Annotated in this window: 14 protein-coding genes, 1 tRNA gene and 2 pseudogenes; 13 read left to right on the top strand and 4 right to left on the bottom strand. The window is 63.0% G+C overall.

The genetic code is table 11. The features are described from left to right. Positions 1-77: 77 nt before the first annotated feature. Positions 78-167: transfer RNA gene (locus X744_RS159980), tRNA-Ser, on the bottom strand. A 400-nt stretch (positions 168-567) separates the two neighbouring features. On the opposite strand from X744_RS159980, the gene X744_RS159975 reads away from it, so the two are divergent. The 4 genes from X744_RS159975 (at position 568) to X744_RS159960 (ending at position 2,878) form a co-directional block, all read left to right on the top strand. Beyond that, positions 568-1,251 carry a 50S ribosomal protein L21 gene (locus X744_RS159975; protein ID WP_023758576.1) on the top strand — a complete coding sequence of 228 codons (684 nt, stop codon included), beginning with the start codon at positions 568-570 and terminating at the stop codon, positions 1,249-1,251. Positions 1,252-1,349: 98 nt separating this feature from the next. Continuing rightward, the gene (gene rpmA / locus X744_RS159970; protein WP_015315190.1) at positions 1,350-1,619 is read left to right on the top strand and encodes a 50S ribosomal protein L27; all 270 of its coding nucleotides are present in this window, start codon (positions 1,350-1,352) and stop codon (positions 1,617-1,619) included. A gap of 119 nt (positions 1,620-1,738) precedes the next feature. Further along, the gene (locus X744_RS159965; protein ID WP_023758577.1) at positions 1,739-2,326 is read left to right on the top strand and encodes a GNAT family protein; all 588 of its coding nucleotides are present in this window, start codon (positions 1,739-1,741) and stop codon (positions 2,324-2,326) included. Positions 2,327-2,347: 21 nt separating this feature from the next. After that, positions 2,348-2,878: a GNAT family protein gene (locus X744_RS159960; protein WP_023758578.1), complete on the top strand. Its 531-nt coding sequence runs from the start codon at positions 2,348-2,350 to the stop codon at positions 2,876-2,878. A 7-nt stretch (positions 2,879-2,885) separates the two neighbouring features. Here the strand turns inward: X744_RS159960 and X744_RS159955 are convergent, their stop codons facing one another. Both X744_RS159955 and X744_RS1000000176220 read right to left on the bottom strand, forming a co-directional pair. Then, positions 2,886-3,722, bottom strand: a complete 837-nt coding sequence (locus X744_RS159955; RefSeq protein ID WP_023758579.1) for an endonuclease/exonuclease/phosphatase family protein — start codon at positions 3,720-3,722, stop codon at positions 2,886-2,888. Between the two features lie 4 nt (positions 3,723-3,726). Beyond that, a pseudogene (locus X744_RS1000000176220) lies at positions 3,727-4,065 on the bottom strand (EEP domain-containing protein); the annotation flags it as partial. Positions 4,066-4,199: 134 nt separating this feature from the next. On the opposite strand from X744_RS1000000176220, the gene X744_RS1000000175975 reads away from it, so the two are divergent. From X744_RS1000000175975 to X744_RS159940, 5 genes and pseudogenes are all read left to right on the top strand, one after another. Next, entirely contained in the window at positions 4,200-4,568 is a 369-nt protein-coding gene (locus X744_RS1000000175975; protein ID WP_031259965.1) for a hypothetical protein, read from the top strand. Further along, positions 4,505-5,365 (top strand): annotated as a pseudogene (obgE, locus tag X744_RS0136530) (GTPase ObgE); the annotation flags it as partial. The gene X744_RS1000000175975 and the pseudogene obgE, both read left to right, overlap by 64 nt. Before the next feature lie 3 nt (positions 5,366-5,368). Then, entirely contained in the window at positions 5,369-6,541 is a 1,173-nt protein-coding gene (gene proB, locus X744_RS159950) for a glutamate 5-kinase (protein ID WP_023758580.1), read from the top strand. 2 nt (positions 6,542-6,543) lie between these two features. Next, positions 6,544-7,830: a glutamate-5-semialdehyde dehydrogenase gene (locus tag X744_RS159945; RefSeq protein WP_023758581.1), complete on the top strand. Its 1,287-nt coding sequence runs from the start codon at positions 6,544-6,546 to the stop codon at positions 7,828-7,830. Positions 7,831-8,081: 251 nt separating this feature from the next. Continuing rightward, on the top strand, positions 8,082-8,669 hold the full coding sequence (locus X744_RS159940; RefSeq protein WP_031259969.1) for a nicotinate-nucleotide adenylyltransferase: 588 nt from the start codon (positions 8,082-8,084) through the stop codon (positions 8,667-8,669). A 100-nt stretch (positions 8,670-8,769) separates the two neighbouring features. Here the strand turns inward: X744_RS159940 and X744_RS159935 are convergent, their stop codons facing one another. Then, positions 8,770-9,621 (bottom strand): mechanosensitive ion channel domain-containing protein, encoded by an 852-nt coding sequence (locus X744_RS159935; protein WP_023758583.1) that lies wholly within the window; start codon positions 9,619-9,621, stop codon positions 8,770-8,772. A 241-nt stretch (positions 9,622-9,862) separates the two neighbouring features. On the opposite strand from X744_RS159935, the gene rsfS reads away from it, so the two are divergent. The 4 genes from rsfS to X744_RS159915 all read left to right on the top strand — a co-directional run bounded on the left by rsfS (position 9,863) and on the right by X744_RS159915 (position 13,631). After that, a complete protein-coding gene (gene rsfS / locus X744_RS159930; protein ID WP_023758584.1) occupies positions 9,863-10,240 on the top strand; it encodes a ribosome silencing factor in 378 nt (125 codons plus the stop codon). A 56-nt stretch (positions 10,241-10,296) separates the two neighbouring features. Beyond that, positions 10,297-10,779, top strand: coding sequence for a 23S rRNA (pseudouridine(1915)-N(3))-methyltransferase RlmH (rlmH, locus tag X744_RS159925; protein ID WP_023758585.1), 483 nt, complete (start codon positions 10,297-10,299; stop codon positions 10,777-10,779). 179 nt (positions 10,780-10,958) lie between these two features. Further along, positions 10,959-12,299, top strand: coding sequence for a murein hydrolase activator EnvC (locus tag X744_RS159920; protein WP_023758586.1), 1,341 nt, complete (start codon positions 10,959-10,961; stop codon positions 12,297-12,299). Next, positions 12,300-13,631: a S41 family peptidase gene (locus tag X744_RS159915; protein WP_023758587.1), complete on the top strand. Its 1,332-nt coding sequence runs from the start codon at positions 12,300-12,302 to the stop codon at positions 13,629-13,631. Positions 13,632-13,721 lie beyond the last annotated feature (90 nt).

Here is a 13,721-nt window from a genome sequence, read left to right on the forward strand (position 1 = left end):
AGGTGCAGCCAAAGGTGCAGGCTGTCGAGCGAGCCTTCCAAAAAGCTCAATAAGACCAAATTCTTAGCTTGTTTATATGGCGGAGAGGGAGGGATTCGAACCCCCGATGGGCTTGCACCCATGCCGCATTTCGAGTGCGGTGCATTCGACCACTCTGCCACCTCTCCGCGGTCATGGTCGGCCGTTGCCGGCGCGGCGCACTAGATAACGGCTGAACGGGCAGGTTACAAGGCCAAATCCGTGAGTTATTTGGCTTGCCAGACAAGCGGCGGATTAACACTGGCGTTTGCGGGCGAGCCCACACGGATTTCCGTCATCCTCGCCTGCAGGCGATGGTAACGTGCGCGGTCCTTCGGGCACGGCCGGTCCGTGCCCGCCAACGACAGTCTCGGCAAACGAGGCGGCTGTCTGCCTTGACTCGCACTCAACCTTCGGTTAGGGACAGCGCGCAATCGGCGTGGAGGGTTCTTCCGCGCCGCTTGTTTTTTGAACCCGCAGACTGACAAAAAGACGGCCGAACCGCCAGAGGCGGTTCATCAAGGCCGACCGAACAGCGAAAGGCAAAAAATGTTCGCAGTCATTAAAACGGGTGGCAAGCAGTATCGCGTTGCCGCCAACGATCTCCTGAAGATCGAAAAAGTCGAAGCCGCGGTCGGCGATATGGTCGAGATCGGCCATGTTCTCGCGCATGGCGAGGGCGAAAATGTCACGTTCGGCGCGCCGTTCGTCGATGGCGCGGTGGTTACCGCCGAAGTCGTAGAGCAGGGCAAGAACCGCACCGTCATCGCCTTCAAGAAGCGCCGCCGGCAGAATTCGCGCCGCAAGATCGGCCATCGCCAGCTTCTGACCACCGTGCGGATCTCCGAGATCCTGCTGGGTGGCGCCAAGCCGACCAAGACGGCAGCGGTCAAGGCGCCGAAGAAGGAAGCCAAGGCAGAGGCAGCCACGGAAGCGAAGGCGGAAGCCGCGTCGAAGAAGGAGCCCAAGGCCAAGGCAGCCGAGACAAAGGCAGCCGAGACCGCGGCGGCACCGCTGTTCAAGGCGCCGAAGGGCGAGCCGGACGATCTGACCGTGATCAAGGGCATCGGCCCGGTCGCAGCCAAGGATCTCGCCGAGCAGGGCATCATCACCTTCGCCCAGCTCGCCAAGCTGACCGACAAGGATGTCGCCAAGATCGACGAGCACATGCCCTTCAGCGCCGACCAGATCAAGGACTGGCGCGAGCAGGCCAAGGAATTGGCGGCGAAGTGATTTTTCTGGCGATTAGCTCGCCGGATCGGACTTGAAACGGAACGCGAACGCGTTCATAACGCCTTTTAGGCGCCTTGCGGCGCAACGGAGTTAGTTAGATGGCACACAAGAAAGCTGGCGGCTCGTCGCGCAACGGTCGCGACTCGCATTCCAAGCGTCTGGGCGTGAAGAAGTTCGGCGGCGAAGCCGTCATCCCGGGCAACATCATCATTCGTCAACGCGGCACCACGTGGCATCCCGGCGTCAATGTCGGCATGGGGACGGACCACACGCTTTTCGCGCTCGAGACCGGCGCCGTGACGTTCAACAAAAAAGCCAACGGCCGAACCTACGTATCGGTCAACCCGATTACCAAAGCCGCGGAGTAGCCGGTTCCGCACTAGAACACCGGCGCCCATCTCGGGACCGGTGTCTGGCAAAGCCAGGAAAAGGATCAGGGGAGATGGGTTTCCATCTCCCTTTTTTCTTGTGCCTGGAGGACTTTCAAATGGTTGCCGAAGCGGAAGACTCAGAAGACGAAAGTTACGCGATAGACTGCCCGGTGCTGGTCACCGAGCGACTGGTGATGCGGGCGCCGCACGAAGGCGATATCGCGCAGCTGGTCGAGCTTGCCGACAACCGTCATGTCGCCGAAATGCTGGCCCGCATGCCGCACCCCTATGGCGAGGCCGAGGCGCGCGCCTTCCTCGCCATGACCAAGTCGCGCCGGGCCGGCATCGCCTATGCCTTGACGCTGGCCGGCACCGACACGTTCGTCGGTTGCGCGGGGCTCAACACCACCGATCGCGGCCTGGAACTCGGCTACTGGATCGGCGAGCCCTACTGGAAAAAGGGCTATGCGACTGAAGCAGCGCATGCGCTGGTCGACCTCGCCTTCCAGAGGACGTCGATCCAGGTGCTGCATGCCTCGACGCGGGTGATCAATCCGGCATCGCGCCGCGTCATCCACAAGTGCGGGTTCCAGTATGCCGGCCAGGGCATGCTGAACTCGATTGTCGCCGGCCAGGTGCCGGTCGAGCGCTACCGGCTCGACAGGAAGACCTGGACCAGCCTGCGGAACTGGGTGCATTTTTGATGGATGAAGCCGGTCAAGCCAATGGTCGACAGCAGCGATATTGAAACGGCCGCGATCGCGCCGATCACGCCTGGGGATGTCGAAAGCTTTCACCGGGCGCTCGATGTCGTAGCGCGTGAGCGAAAGTACCTGTCCTTCCTCGAGGCGCCATCGCTGGATCAAACGCGAAGCTTCGCGATGGACCGTATCGTCAGAGGCGACCCCGGGTTCGTGGCCGTTGTCCGCGGCGAGGTCGTCGGCTGGTGCGACATCTCACGCCATGACCGGCTCATCCATGCGCATCGCGGCATCCTCGGAATGGGGATCATTCCTTCCTATCGGGGGCGTGGCCTTGGACTGCGGCTGATCAATGCGACCTTGGCGCAGGCGCGCAAGGCCGGCTTTGTCCGCGTCGAGCTTTCCGTGCATTCCGACAATGCGCGCGCCATCTCTCTTTACGACAAGGTCGGGTTTGCCAGGGAGGGCGTGCAGCGCGACGCGATCTGTATCGACGGGGAATACCGCGATACGATCATGATGGCGATCGTCGAACGCGAAAACGCCGCCGGATGAATGGCTGTCAGCCCAGTTCGACCCAGACCGGCAGGTGGTCCGAACCGACGGCCTTTCGGTCGACCCACAGGCGCTTCAGGGATTTGGCGAGCGAAGCGCTGGTGAAGATGTAGTCGATGCGCTTGTGGCGGTTGGGGTCAGTGGGTTGTTTGGGGTCGACCCAGCTGACGAGATCGTCGGCGCCGGCGTTCAGGCGCAAGGCGGCATCGACGGCGAAGTCGGCGGTCAGCGGCATGCCGAATTCGTGGTCCGGCCGGCCGGCGAGTTCGACATATTCGGGCGAGCCGGCCAGCATGTTGAAATCGCCCATGCCGACAAAGGCTTCGGGATGCGGCAATTCCGGCAGGCCGATCTCGGCGACGCCGGACAGAGCGCCGCCTTCGAGTGCATAGTTCAGCAGGCGCCGGCGCAGGAACTGGATCTGCCTGGCGCGTTCGACCGGGCTGCGGTGATCGAGATGAATGGAATAGAAGCGGATGAAACCCAGCGGTGTCTCGATCAGCGCCTCCAGCGCCCCACGCTGGAAGTTCATCATCTCGAAGCTGCGGCTGCGCGGCAAAAGCAGGTTGCGCGACAGATGAATTGGCGTCTTCGACAGCATCATATTGCCGAGTTGGAAGGTCTTGGTGATCGCGCGGCCGTTCTCGACGCGCGACCCGATATTGGCCTCGAAATTACTGCCATATACGGCGAAGTAATCGGGCAGCGCCTCGCCGATCTCGACGACCATGTCGCGGCCGCCGTTCCTGGGGTTGTTGCGGGTCACCTCCTGCAGAGCGATCACATCGGCGCCGCGCACAGCGTCAGCGATGCGGCCGAGTTCGTACTGCCCGTCGAGACCGATGCNCGAAGCTGCGGCTTCGCGGCAACAACAGGTTGCGCGACAGATGAATGGGCGTTTTCGACAAGACCATGTTGCCGAGCTGGAAGGTCGTGGTGATGGCGCGGCCGTCCTCGATGCCCGAGCCGATATTGGCCTCGAAATTGCTGCCATAGACGGCGAAATAATCGGGCAGCGCCTCGCCGATCTCGGCCACCATGTCGCGGCTGCCGTTCCGGGGATTGTTGCGGGTGACCTCCTGCAGCGCGATGACGTCGGCGCCGCGCACCGCGTCGGCGATGCGCCCGACATCGTAGCGTCCATCGAGACCGATGCCGTACTGGATGTTGTACGTTACAAGCTTCATTCCAACATCTCTCCGGCCGATCCCGCCCGGCCATTGTCATAAAACGGCCTCGCCCTTCGCCGCGCCTTCGTTTAGAGCAAGGCCCAAGGTTTAGAGCAATGCCGCAAAGCCACTATTAGAAACTGCGAAATCCCATGAAATTTCTCGATCAAGCCAAAGTCTACATACGCTCCGGTGACGGCGGCGCCGGTTCGGTGTCGTTCCGGCGCGAAAAATTCATCGAGTTCGGCGGGCCGGACGGCGGCGACGGCGGCCGTGGCGGCGATGTCTGGGTGGAGGCGGTCGACGGGCTGAACACGCTGATCGACTATCGCTACCAGCAGCATTTCAAGGCCAAGACCGGCGTCCATGGCATGGGCCGCAACATGACCGGCGCCAAGGGCGCCGATGTGACGCTCAAGGTGCCGGCCGGAACCCAGGTGTTTGCCGAGGACAATNCGACTATCGCTACCAGCAGCATTTCAAGGCCAAGACCGGCGTCCATGGCATGGGCCGCAACATGACCGGCGCCAAGGGTGCCGACGTCACGCTGAAAGTGCCGGCCGGAACGCAGGTGTTCGAGGAAGATAACGAGACGCTGATCTGCGACCTGACCGTGGTCGGCCAGCGCTTTCTGCTTGCCAAGGGCGGCAATGGCGGTTTCGGCAACCAGCATTTCAAGACCTCGACCAACCAGGCACCGCGCCGCGCCAATCCCGGCCTGCCGGGCGAAGAGCTCAACATCTGGCTGCGGCTGAAGCTGATCGCCGATGCCGGGCTGGTAGGGCTGCCGAATGCCGGCAAGTCGACATTCCTCGCCGCCGTCACCGCGGCCAAGCCGAAGATCGCCGACTATCCGTTCACGACGCTGCATCCCGGTCTTGGCGTTGCCCGCATCGATGCGCGCGAGTTCGTCATCGCCGACATTCCAGGCCTCATCGAAGGGGCGCATGAGGGCGTCGGCATCGGCGACCGCTTCCTCGGCCATGTCGAGCGCACGCGCGTGCTGCTGCATCTGGTCTCGGCCCAGGAGGAAGATCCCGGCAAGGCCTACAAGACCGTGCGCGCCGAACTCGAGGCCTATGGCCATGGCCTGGCAGACAAGATCGAGATCGTCGCGCTTTCCCAGGTCGACACGCTCGACGCCGACGCGCGCAAGAAGAAGCTGGCCTCGCTGAAGCGCGCCGCCGGCCGCGCGCCGATGCTGTTGTCGGCGGTTACCGGCGAAGGGGTCGAGGCGGTGCTGCGGGCGCTGATGTCGGTGGTGGCCGAGGCGCGTGAGCGGATCGCCGCGCCAATCGAGACGCGCTGGGAAAAATAGGTCATGCAGTCGCTGAAAAAATATCGGCGCATCACCGTCAAGATCGGCTCGGCGCTGCTCGTCGACCGTACGATGGGCCTGAAGCGCGACTGGCTGGCCTCGCTCGCCGACGATATTGCCTTGCTGGCCCAAGGCGGCGCAGAAATCCTCGTCGTTTCCTCCGGCGCCATCGCACTTGGCCGCACCATCCTTGGCCTCGGCAAACGTGCCCTGAAGCTCGAGGAAAGCCAGGCCGCGGCAGCGGTGGGGCAGATCGCTCTGGCCGGCGCCTGGTCGGATGCGCTTGGCAAGGGCAGCCTGAAATCGGGCCAGATCCTGCTGACGCTCGGCGACACCGAGGAACGCCGCCGGTATCTCAACGCGCGGGCGACGATCTCGACGCTGCTCAAGATGAAGGCGGTGCCGGTCATAAACGAGAACGACACGGTGGCCACCTCGGAAATCCGCTACGGCGACAATGACCGGCTGGCGGCTCGCGTCGCCACCATGATGGGCGCCGATCTTTTGGTGCTGCTTTCCGACATTGACGGGCTCTATACGGCGCCTCCGGCGCGCGATCCCCATGCAAAGTTCATTCCGGTGGTCGACCGGATCACGCCTGATATCGAGGCGATGGCGGGTGCCGCTGCTTCCGAATTGTCGCGCGGCGGCATGCGGACGAAGCTCGATGCCGGCAAGATCGCCACCGCCGCCGGCACGGCAATGATCATCACGTCGGGCACGCGGCTGTCGCCGCTGATGGCGATCGAGCGTGGCGAGCGCGCCACCTTCTTCCGGCCGAGCAGCAACCCGGTCAAGGGCTACAAGACCTGGATCGCCGGCCAGCTCGAACCGGCCGGCCGGCTGACGGTCGATGCCGGCGCCATTGGCGCGCTTCTGTCGGGCAAGTCGCTGCTGCCGGCCGGCGTCAAGCTGGTCAGCGGCAATTTCTCGCGCGGCGACACGGTGGCGATCCTGTCTCCCGAAGGCCGCGAGATCGCGCGCGGGCTGGTTGCCTATGATGCCGGCGATGCCGTAAGGATCGCAGGCCTGAAGACGGCCGAGATCGAGACCGTGCTCGGCTACGAGGCGCGGTCCGCGATGATCCATCGAGACGACCTTGTGGTGAGCCATTCAAGCGACCAAGTAGGAGCCAGTAACCAAGTGCTGGCCGGTGGCGATGTAAGCGGAGGATGAGCATGCTGAAGCTGCATGAAAAATCCGGGGATGACACCGTCGCGCTGATGGCCGATATCGGCCGCCGCGCCCGCGCTGCCGCCCGACCGCTGGCGATTGCCACGACCGCCGCCAAGAACGCCGCACTCCTCGCCATGGCCGATGCGATCGTCGCTCGTCAGCAGGACATCCTCGACGCCAACGCCATCGACGTCTCGAATGGTCGGGAATCCGGGCTTTCCGGCTCCTTCATGGACCGGCTGAAGCTCAATCCGGCGCGCATTCTAGCCATGGCAGAAGGCATCAGGGAGATCGCTGCGCTGCGCGATCCGGTCGGCGACGTGGTCGCGCAATGGGACCGGCCGAACGGCCTGCATATCGAGCGCGTGCGCACGCCGCTCGGCGTCATCGGCGTCATCTACGAGAGCCGGCCGAACGTCACGGCGGATGCCGGTGCGCTGTGTCTCAAGGCCGGCAATCCGGTGATCCTGCGCGGCGGCTCGGATTCGCTCAATTCGTCGGCCGCCATCCATGCCTGCCTGGTCGAAGGGCTGAGGAAAGCCGGCTTGCCGGAAGACGCCATCCAACTGGTGCCGACCACCGATCGGGCCGCCGTAGGCGAGATGCTGAAAGGCCTCGACGGTACGCTCGACGTCATCATTCCGCGCGGTGGAAAAAGCCTTGTTGGGCGGGTGCAGACCGAGGCCCGGGTGCCGGTCTTCGCCCATCTCGAAGGCATCTGTCATCTCTACATCGACCGCTCCGCCAAGCTTGACATGGCGGTGCAGATCGCCGTCAACGCCAAGATGCGACGCACCGGTGTCTGCGGCGCCGCCGAAACGCTGCTGATCGACCGCGCGGTTGCCTCCACGCATCTGGTACCGATCCTCGACGCACTTCGCGCCGCCGGCTGCGAAATCCATGCCGATGCCGAAGTGCTGAAGATATTTTCCGATGCCAAGCCTGCCACTGACCTCGACTGGGTGACCGAGTATCTCGACGCCATCATCGCGGTGAAGCTAGTCGACGGTGTCGGTGGTGCGGTCGAACACATCGAGACGTTCTCCTCACATCACACCGAGGCGATCGTCGCCGAGGATGCGCAGGCGGTAGAGCGGTTCTTCAACGAGATCGATTCGGCGATCCTGCTGCACAACGCCTCGACACAGTTCGCCGACGGCGGCGAGTTCGGCATGGGCGCCGAGATCGGTATCGCCACCGGCAAGATGCACGCGCGCGGACCGGTCGGCGTCGAGCAGCTGACTTCGTTCAAATACCGCGTGCGCGGGTCCGGACAGGTGAGGCCGTGACGTCTTTCATCGATAGAGCTTGAGGCGGTTGCGCGCGTCTACCCCCCTCTGTCCTGCCGGACATCTCCCCCTCAAGGGGGGAGATTGGCTGACATTTCTCGCTTCGCTAGTCGCCGTCGATGCAGAATTCGCACTGCCAATGAAGCTACCAACCTCCCCCCACGAGGGGGAGGTGTCCGGCAGGACAGAGGGGGGCGCCTAGCGCAATGCTATCTCCTTCCCCACCCGCAATCCCCTCCCACTATCTCAAAATGCCGCATGCCGAGAAAGGGCTGGCCGTCGGCCTGTTCGGCGGCTCGTTCAATCCGCCGCATGCAGGCCATGCTCTGGTCGCCGAAATCGCGCTCCGGCGCCTGGCGCTCGACCAACTCTGGTGGATGGTGACGCCCGGCAACCCGCTGAAGAGCACAGGCGAGCTGGCGCCGCTCAGCGAACGGCTGCAACTGTCCGAGCAGATCGCCAAGAACCCCAAGATCAAGGTCACCGCTTTCGAGGCGGCGCATCATGTGCGCTACACCGCCGACGCGCTGGCGCTGGTCAAGGCGCGCAATCCCGGCGTCGACTTCGTCTGGATCATGGGTGCGGATAGTTTGCGCGATTTCCATCGCTGGCAGCGCTGGCGCGAGATCGTCATGACCTTCCCGATCGCCGTCATCGACCGCCCGGGCGCGACGCTGTCATTCCTGTCGTCTGTCGTCGCCAAGACCTTCGACTACGCCCGCGTCGACGAAGGGGATGCGCCGAGGCTTGCTCGCATGAAGGCGCCGGCCTGGACCTTCATTCACGGCCCGCGTTCGTCGCTATCGTCGAGCGCGATCCGCAAGCTGGCGAAGGGGTGAGTCGCTTACCCTGTCATGTCGCTCTTATCGCTCCCTTTGCCCGTTTCATGGGCAATCCTGAGTAGGCATGACGTGCGGGATCGGCGCAACGGCTAGCCGATCATTGCCGGCGGGCCTCCGGCGCCGGCGCTTCCGGTGGCGGCCGCGGAATCGATATGCCTTCCGAATCGAATTGCTGCTTGGCACGCTTGGTGAGGTCGGTCTGGGTGGCGAAGAAGTCCGCCGAAGATGTCCAGTAGCGCAAGGCAATCGACACGGTGCTGTCGCCCAATGTCGCGACGAAAGCGATCGGCGCCGGCTCACGTTTCACCCGCCGATCGGAGCCGGCAATGGCGAGCAAGGTCTTCTGGGCGCGGTCGATGTCGTTCCAGGAGCCGATGGAGAGTGTGATGTCGCTGCGACGCACACCATTGCGGGTGAAGTTGCGCACCGGCTGATTCCACAGCGTCGAATTGGGCGCCAGGATATAGACCCCTTCGGCGGTCCTGAGCTTGGTCGCGAACAGGCCGATCTCCTCGATCGTGCCGGCAATCGAACCGACCTCGACGGATTCGCCGATGCGGAATGGCCGCAGCGCCAGAAGCATGATGCCGGCGGCGATGTTCTGCAGCGTGCCTTGCAACGCCAGGCCGATGGCCAGGCCGATGGCGCCGATGGCGGCGATGATCGACGCCGTCTGCACGCCGAATTGGCCAAGCACCATGATGGTGACGAGGATCAGGATGGCATAGCGGACGATCTTGGAGAAGAAATGCCGCAGCGTTTGGTCGAAGCCATGGATATGGCCGAGGCCGGCGAAGATCGAACGTTCGGCAAGCCCGGCGATGATGTAGCCGACAACCAAAAGGATGACGGCGCCGATGGCCGAGAATGAGTATGAAACGATCAGCGTGCTCAGTTGCGCGAGGCCGGCCTGGACGGCGGCAAGTGTGTTTTGCGGGTCGATCGGCATGTTGAAAATCCGGTTGGTCGGTCAGCCGATAACCCGTGCGGGAAGCGAGGGTTCCGATCTTTTCCGGCGTGCGGCGGAACCACAGGACCGAGAATACGTTCGTGCCAGGCAGGTCGCGTCTTGAAACTGTAAGGGAACTCTGCCTATCTAAGTGGCGTCACCTGCTTTTAAGGGTGATTTGGTTGTTCTTGCTGCGAAAGGAAATACACTGAGAACAGCACTGCGGAAGAAGGCCGATATCATGCCTTCGCCGGCCAGGATCAGCGTAGACGACGCCGTGTCCCGTGCCATCAAGACAGTCCTTGCCAGTCTGGAAGACTCCAAGGCGGAAAACATTGTCTCCATCGACATCCAGGGAAAATCGAGTCTGGGCGACTACATGGTCGTCGCTTCGGGTCGATCGCACCGTCATGTCTCGGCTGTCGCCGATCATCTTCTCAAAGCGCTCAAGGATGCCGGGCTCGGCATGGCGCGCGTCGAGGGTTTGGCAGGTGCCGACTGGGTCCTGATCGATTCGGGCGACATCATCGTTCATGTCTTCCGCCCCGAGGTCCGCGAATTCTACAATCTTGAAAAGATGTGGCAGGCGCCGGATCTCGAGGAAGAGACCCTCCACTAAGCCGTCTTTGTTTTGATGCATGTCATCGCATGCATCAGCGGCTTATAGGGGCAAGGATGAAGATATCAGTTCATGCCGTGGGCCGGATGAAAGCCGGCCCCGAGAAGCTGCTCGCCGACCGCTATTTCGAGCGCTTCGCCAAGAGCGGCCCGGCGGTGGGACTTGAATTCGCCGGCATTGCCGAGATCGCCGAAGGTCGCGGTCAGACCGCCAACGAGCGGCGGCGCGAGGAAGGCCAAAAGCTGCAGACGCAGTTGCAGCCCGGCACCGCACTGATCCTGCTCGACGAACGCGGCAAGAGCTTTTCCTCGGAAGATTTCGCCGGCCGCCTCGGCCTGCTGCGTGACGGTGGCCGCAAGGCGCTGATCATCGCCATTGGCGGCGCCGACGGCCACGACCAGTCGCTGCGCGATCAGGCCGAATTGGTGATGTCGTTCGGATTGCTGACCTGGCCGCATCAATTGGTGCGGGTGATGCTGGGAGAGCAGCTTTATAGGGTGGCAACCATCCTTTCGGGACATCCGTATCATCGCTCGTAAACCGGTGAATTGCGCGACTCACCCGGATTTCCGCCCCAATGCCGGTGCAAGACTGGCTTTTGGTATTATGCATGTCGCATTCCGGGACCTGACCACTTTGGGCGGCATGCATTTGGAAACGGGCCTTTCAAACATGGTTGATGGTTCGTTAACGAAGCCGCAGATAGAGTCGACACCGAATGTCTGAAGGCTGGAAATCGAAAACGGGCTCATGGCGCGCGCGCTGCGGCATCGCGGCGGCGGCGCTTGTCCTGTCGCTGCATGCGGGGCTGGCCGAGAACACGCTCGACATGGCTCCCGATCCTGACCAGAGCCGCGCCGAATACGAACGGGTATCGAAGGAGATCACGCTGTCGTCGGAACGATTGGCCAAGCTCTCCGCCGACATCGCGACCATCAAGAAGGATCACGCTTCGATCACGGCAGCCCTGATCCAGTCGGCGATGACCGAGCAGAAGCTCGGCCAGGACATAGAGGACATCGGCGCAAGGCTGGAAGGGCTGAAGGGTCAGGAGCAAAAGATCCGCGTCTCGCTTGCGTCCCGGCGCGACGTGCTGGCCGAAGTGCTGGGCGCCCTGCAGCGCATGGGGCTGAACCCACCGCCGGCGATCCTGGTCAAGCCGGAGGACGCGCTGTCGTCGGTGCGCAGCGCCATCCTGCTCGGTGCCGTGGTGCCGGAACTGCGTCAGCAGACCGATGGCCTGTTGGCCGATCTCAAGGAGCAGACGAAGGTCACGGCTTCGATCGAGGCGGAGCGAGCGCGGCTGACGGCGGCGGTCGGCGACCAGGTGGCGGAAAAGAAGCGACTTGGCATGCTGCTGGAAGCCAAGCAGAAGCTCGAAGCCGACACGCAAACGCAAATGGCGGCTGAAAAGCAGCGATCCGAGGCGCTGGCGGCCAAGGCCGGCAGCTTGAAGGAATTGATCGCGTCGCTCGAAGCGCAGCAGGCCGACAAGACCCGCAAGGCTGCCGATGCGGCAAAGGCCGCCGAGCAGAAGGCGGCGGACGCCGACAAGACGTCAACGCCGGCGGAACCGGCGTCGCTGCCGGTGCCGGAAGGCAACCGGCTTGCCGCCGCGGCGCCTTTTTCAGCGTTGCAGGGACAGATCGCGCTGCCGGTGACCGGCCGTATCCAAAGGCGATTCGGCACCGATGACGGTGACGGCGCGATGATGCTTGGCGACATGGTTGCGACACAATCGGGAGCCATCGTTACCGCGCCGGCGGATGGAAATGTGCTTTATGCGGGGCCGTTTCGCTCTTATGGTCAACTCTTGATCCTTAACGCAGGCGACGGCTATCATGTCGTTTTGGCGGGGATGAGCAGAATCAGCGTCGCGACCGGTCAATCAGTGCTCGCAGGAGAGCCGGTCGGCGCGATGGGAGAGGCCAGGGCGGCGAGCACCTCGGTTTCGAAGAATGGAAATGCCACGCCGGAGCTCTATGTTGAGTTTCGCAAGGATGGAAAACCCGTCGATCCGGCCCCTTGGTGGGCGGACCGTTTATCTGGAAGGACGTGAATAATGCGGAAACTGTCGCTTCTGTTTGCCGGTGCGCTGATGGGCGCGTCCGCGATGAGCCTTGTTTACGGTACGCCCGGCTCGGCGGCGAACGCTGCAGGGTCGGAGACCTACAAGCAATTGGCGATCTTCGGCGATATCTTCGAGCGGGTGCGGGCGCAGTATGTGACGCCACCCGACGATAAGTCGCTGGTCGAGAACGCCATTAACGGCATGCTCGCCTCGCTTGACCCGCACTCCTCCTACATGAACGCCGAGCAGGCGCAGGATATGCGCGTCCAGACCAAGGGCGAGTTCGGCGGCCTCGGCATCGAGGTCACCATGGAGAACGATCTGGTCAAGGTGATCACGCCGATCGACGACACACCGGCCGCCAAGGCAGGCGTGCTGGCCGGCGACTATATTGCCAAGATCGACGGCGAAGAGGTTCGCGGTCTGACCCTCAACGACGCAGTCGACAAGATGCGCGGCCTGGTCAACACGCCGATCAAGCTCACCATCCTGCGCCAGGGCGCCGACAAGCCGATCGAACTGACGGTCGTGCGCGACATCATCAAGGTCAAGGCGGTCAAGTTCCGGGTCGAAAATGACATCGGCTACATGAAGATCACCTCCTTCACCGAAAAGACGTATGACGACCTCGAGAACGCTATCGACACGATCAAGAAGCAGGTGCCGGACAACAAGCTCAAGGGTTACGTTCTCGATCTCCGCCTCAATCCGGGTGGTCTGCTCGACCAGGCGGTGAGCGTGTCCGATGCTTTCCTCAACCGTGGCGAGATCGTCTCGACGCGCGGTCGCGATCCCAAGGACGTCACCCGCTTCGACGCCAAGCCCAAGCAGGTCGACGACATCAATGGCAAGCCGATGATCGTTCTGGTCAATGGCGGTTCGGCAAGCGCGTCGGAAATCGTCGCTGGTGCGTTGCAGGACCTGCGCCGTGTCACGGTGGTCGGCACGCAGTCCTTCGGCAAGGGTTCGGTGCAGACGATCATTCCGCTCGGCGAGAATGGCGCACTCAGGCTGACGACGGCGCTCTATTACACGCCGTCCGGCAAATCGATCCAAGGCAAGGGCATCACGCCCGACATCAAGGTCGATCAGCCGCTGCCGCCGGAACTGCAGGGCAGGGACCTGACGCGCGGCGAATCCGACCTCAAGGGCCATATCAAGGGCGCCGACGAGAGCAAGACCGGTTCGGGCTCGGCCGCCTATGTGCCGCCGGATCCGAAGGACGATCTGCAGCTCATCTATGCCGAGCAGCTGCTGCGCGGCCAGAAGACCGATCCGTCCTTCCCGCCCAATCCGCAGAAGGCCGTTCTCAACCAGTAAGCGGTGCTGCCGACAACAGGTCTGGCTGCCCGATGGAAGCAATGCGATGCTGCCGGGACCGAAAGGTTCCGGCAGTTTGATTCGGGGGCA

Origin of the sequence: Mesorhizobium sp. LNHC252B00, assembly GCF_000502955.1 — a bacterium.
GTDB lineage: Bacteria > Pseudomonadota > Alphaproteobacteria > Rhizobiales > Rhizobiaceae > Mesorhizobium.

What these genes read in the sequence shown, in the direction of transcription:
- X744_RS159935 (WP_023758583.1), bottom strand. Translation starts at nt 9,621, where the DNA reads ATGCCGATCGACCCGCAAAACACACTTGCCGCCGTCCAGGCCGGCCTC.
- proB (WP_023758580.1), top strand. Translation starts at nt 5,369, where the DNA reads ATGCAGTCGCTGAAAAAATATCGGCGCATCACCGTCAAGATCGGCTCG.
- X744_RS159965 (WP_023758577.1), top strand. Translation starts at nt 1,739, where the DNA reads ATGGTTGCCGAAGCGGAAGACTCAGAAGACGAAAGTTACGCGATAGAC.
- X744_RS159945 (WP_023758581.1), top strand. Translation starts at nt 6,544, where the DNA reads ATGCTGAAGCTGCATGAAAAATCCGGGGATGACACCGTCGCGCTGATG.
- X744_RS159940 (WP_031259969.1), top strand. Translation starts at nt 8,082, where the DNA reads ATGCCGCATGCCGAGAAAGGGCTGGCCGTCGGCCTGTTCGGCGGCTCG.
- X744_RS159975 (WP_023758576.1), top strand. Translation starts at nt 568, where the DNA reads ATGTTCGCAGTCATTAAAACGGGTGGCAAGCAGTATCGCGTTGCCGCC.
- rlmH (WP_023758585.1), top strand. Translation starts at nt 10,297, where the DNA reads ATGAAGATATCAGTTCATGCCGTGGGCCGGATGAAAGCCGGCCCCGAG.
- rpmA (WP_015315190.1), top strand. Translation starts at nt 1,350, where the DNA reads ATGGCACACAAGAAAGCTGGCGGCTCGTCGCGCAACGGTCGCGACTCG.
- X744_RS159960 (WP_023758578.1), top strand. Translation starts at nt 2,348, where the DNA reads ATGGTCGACAGCAGCGATATTGAAACGGCCGCGATCGCGCCGATCACG.
- X744_RS159920 (WP_023758586.1), top strand. Translation starts at nt 10,959, where the DNA reads ATGTCTGAAGGCTGGAAATCGAAAACGGGCTCATGGCGCGCGCGCTGC.
- rsfS (WP_023758584.1), top strand. Translation starts at nt 9,863, where the DNA reads ATGCCTTCGCCGGCCAGGATCAGCGTAGACGACGCCGTGTCCCGTGCC.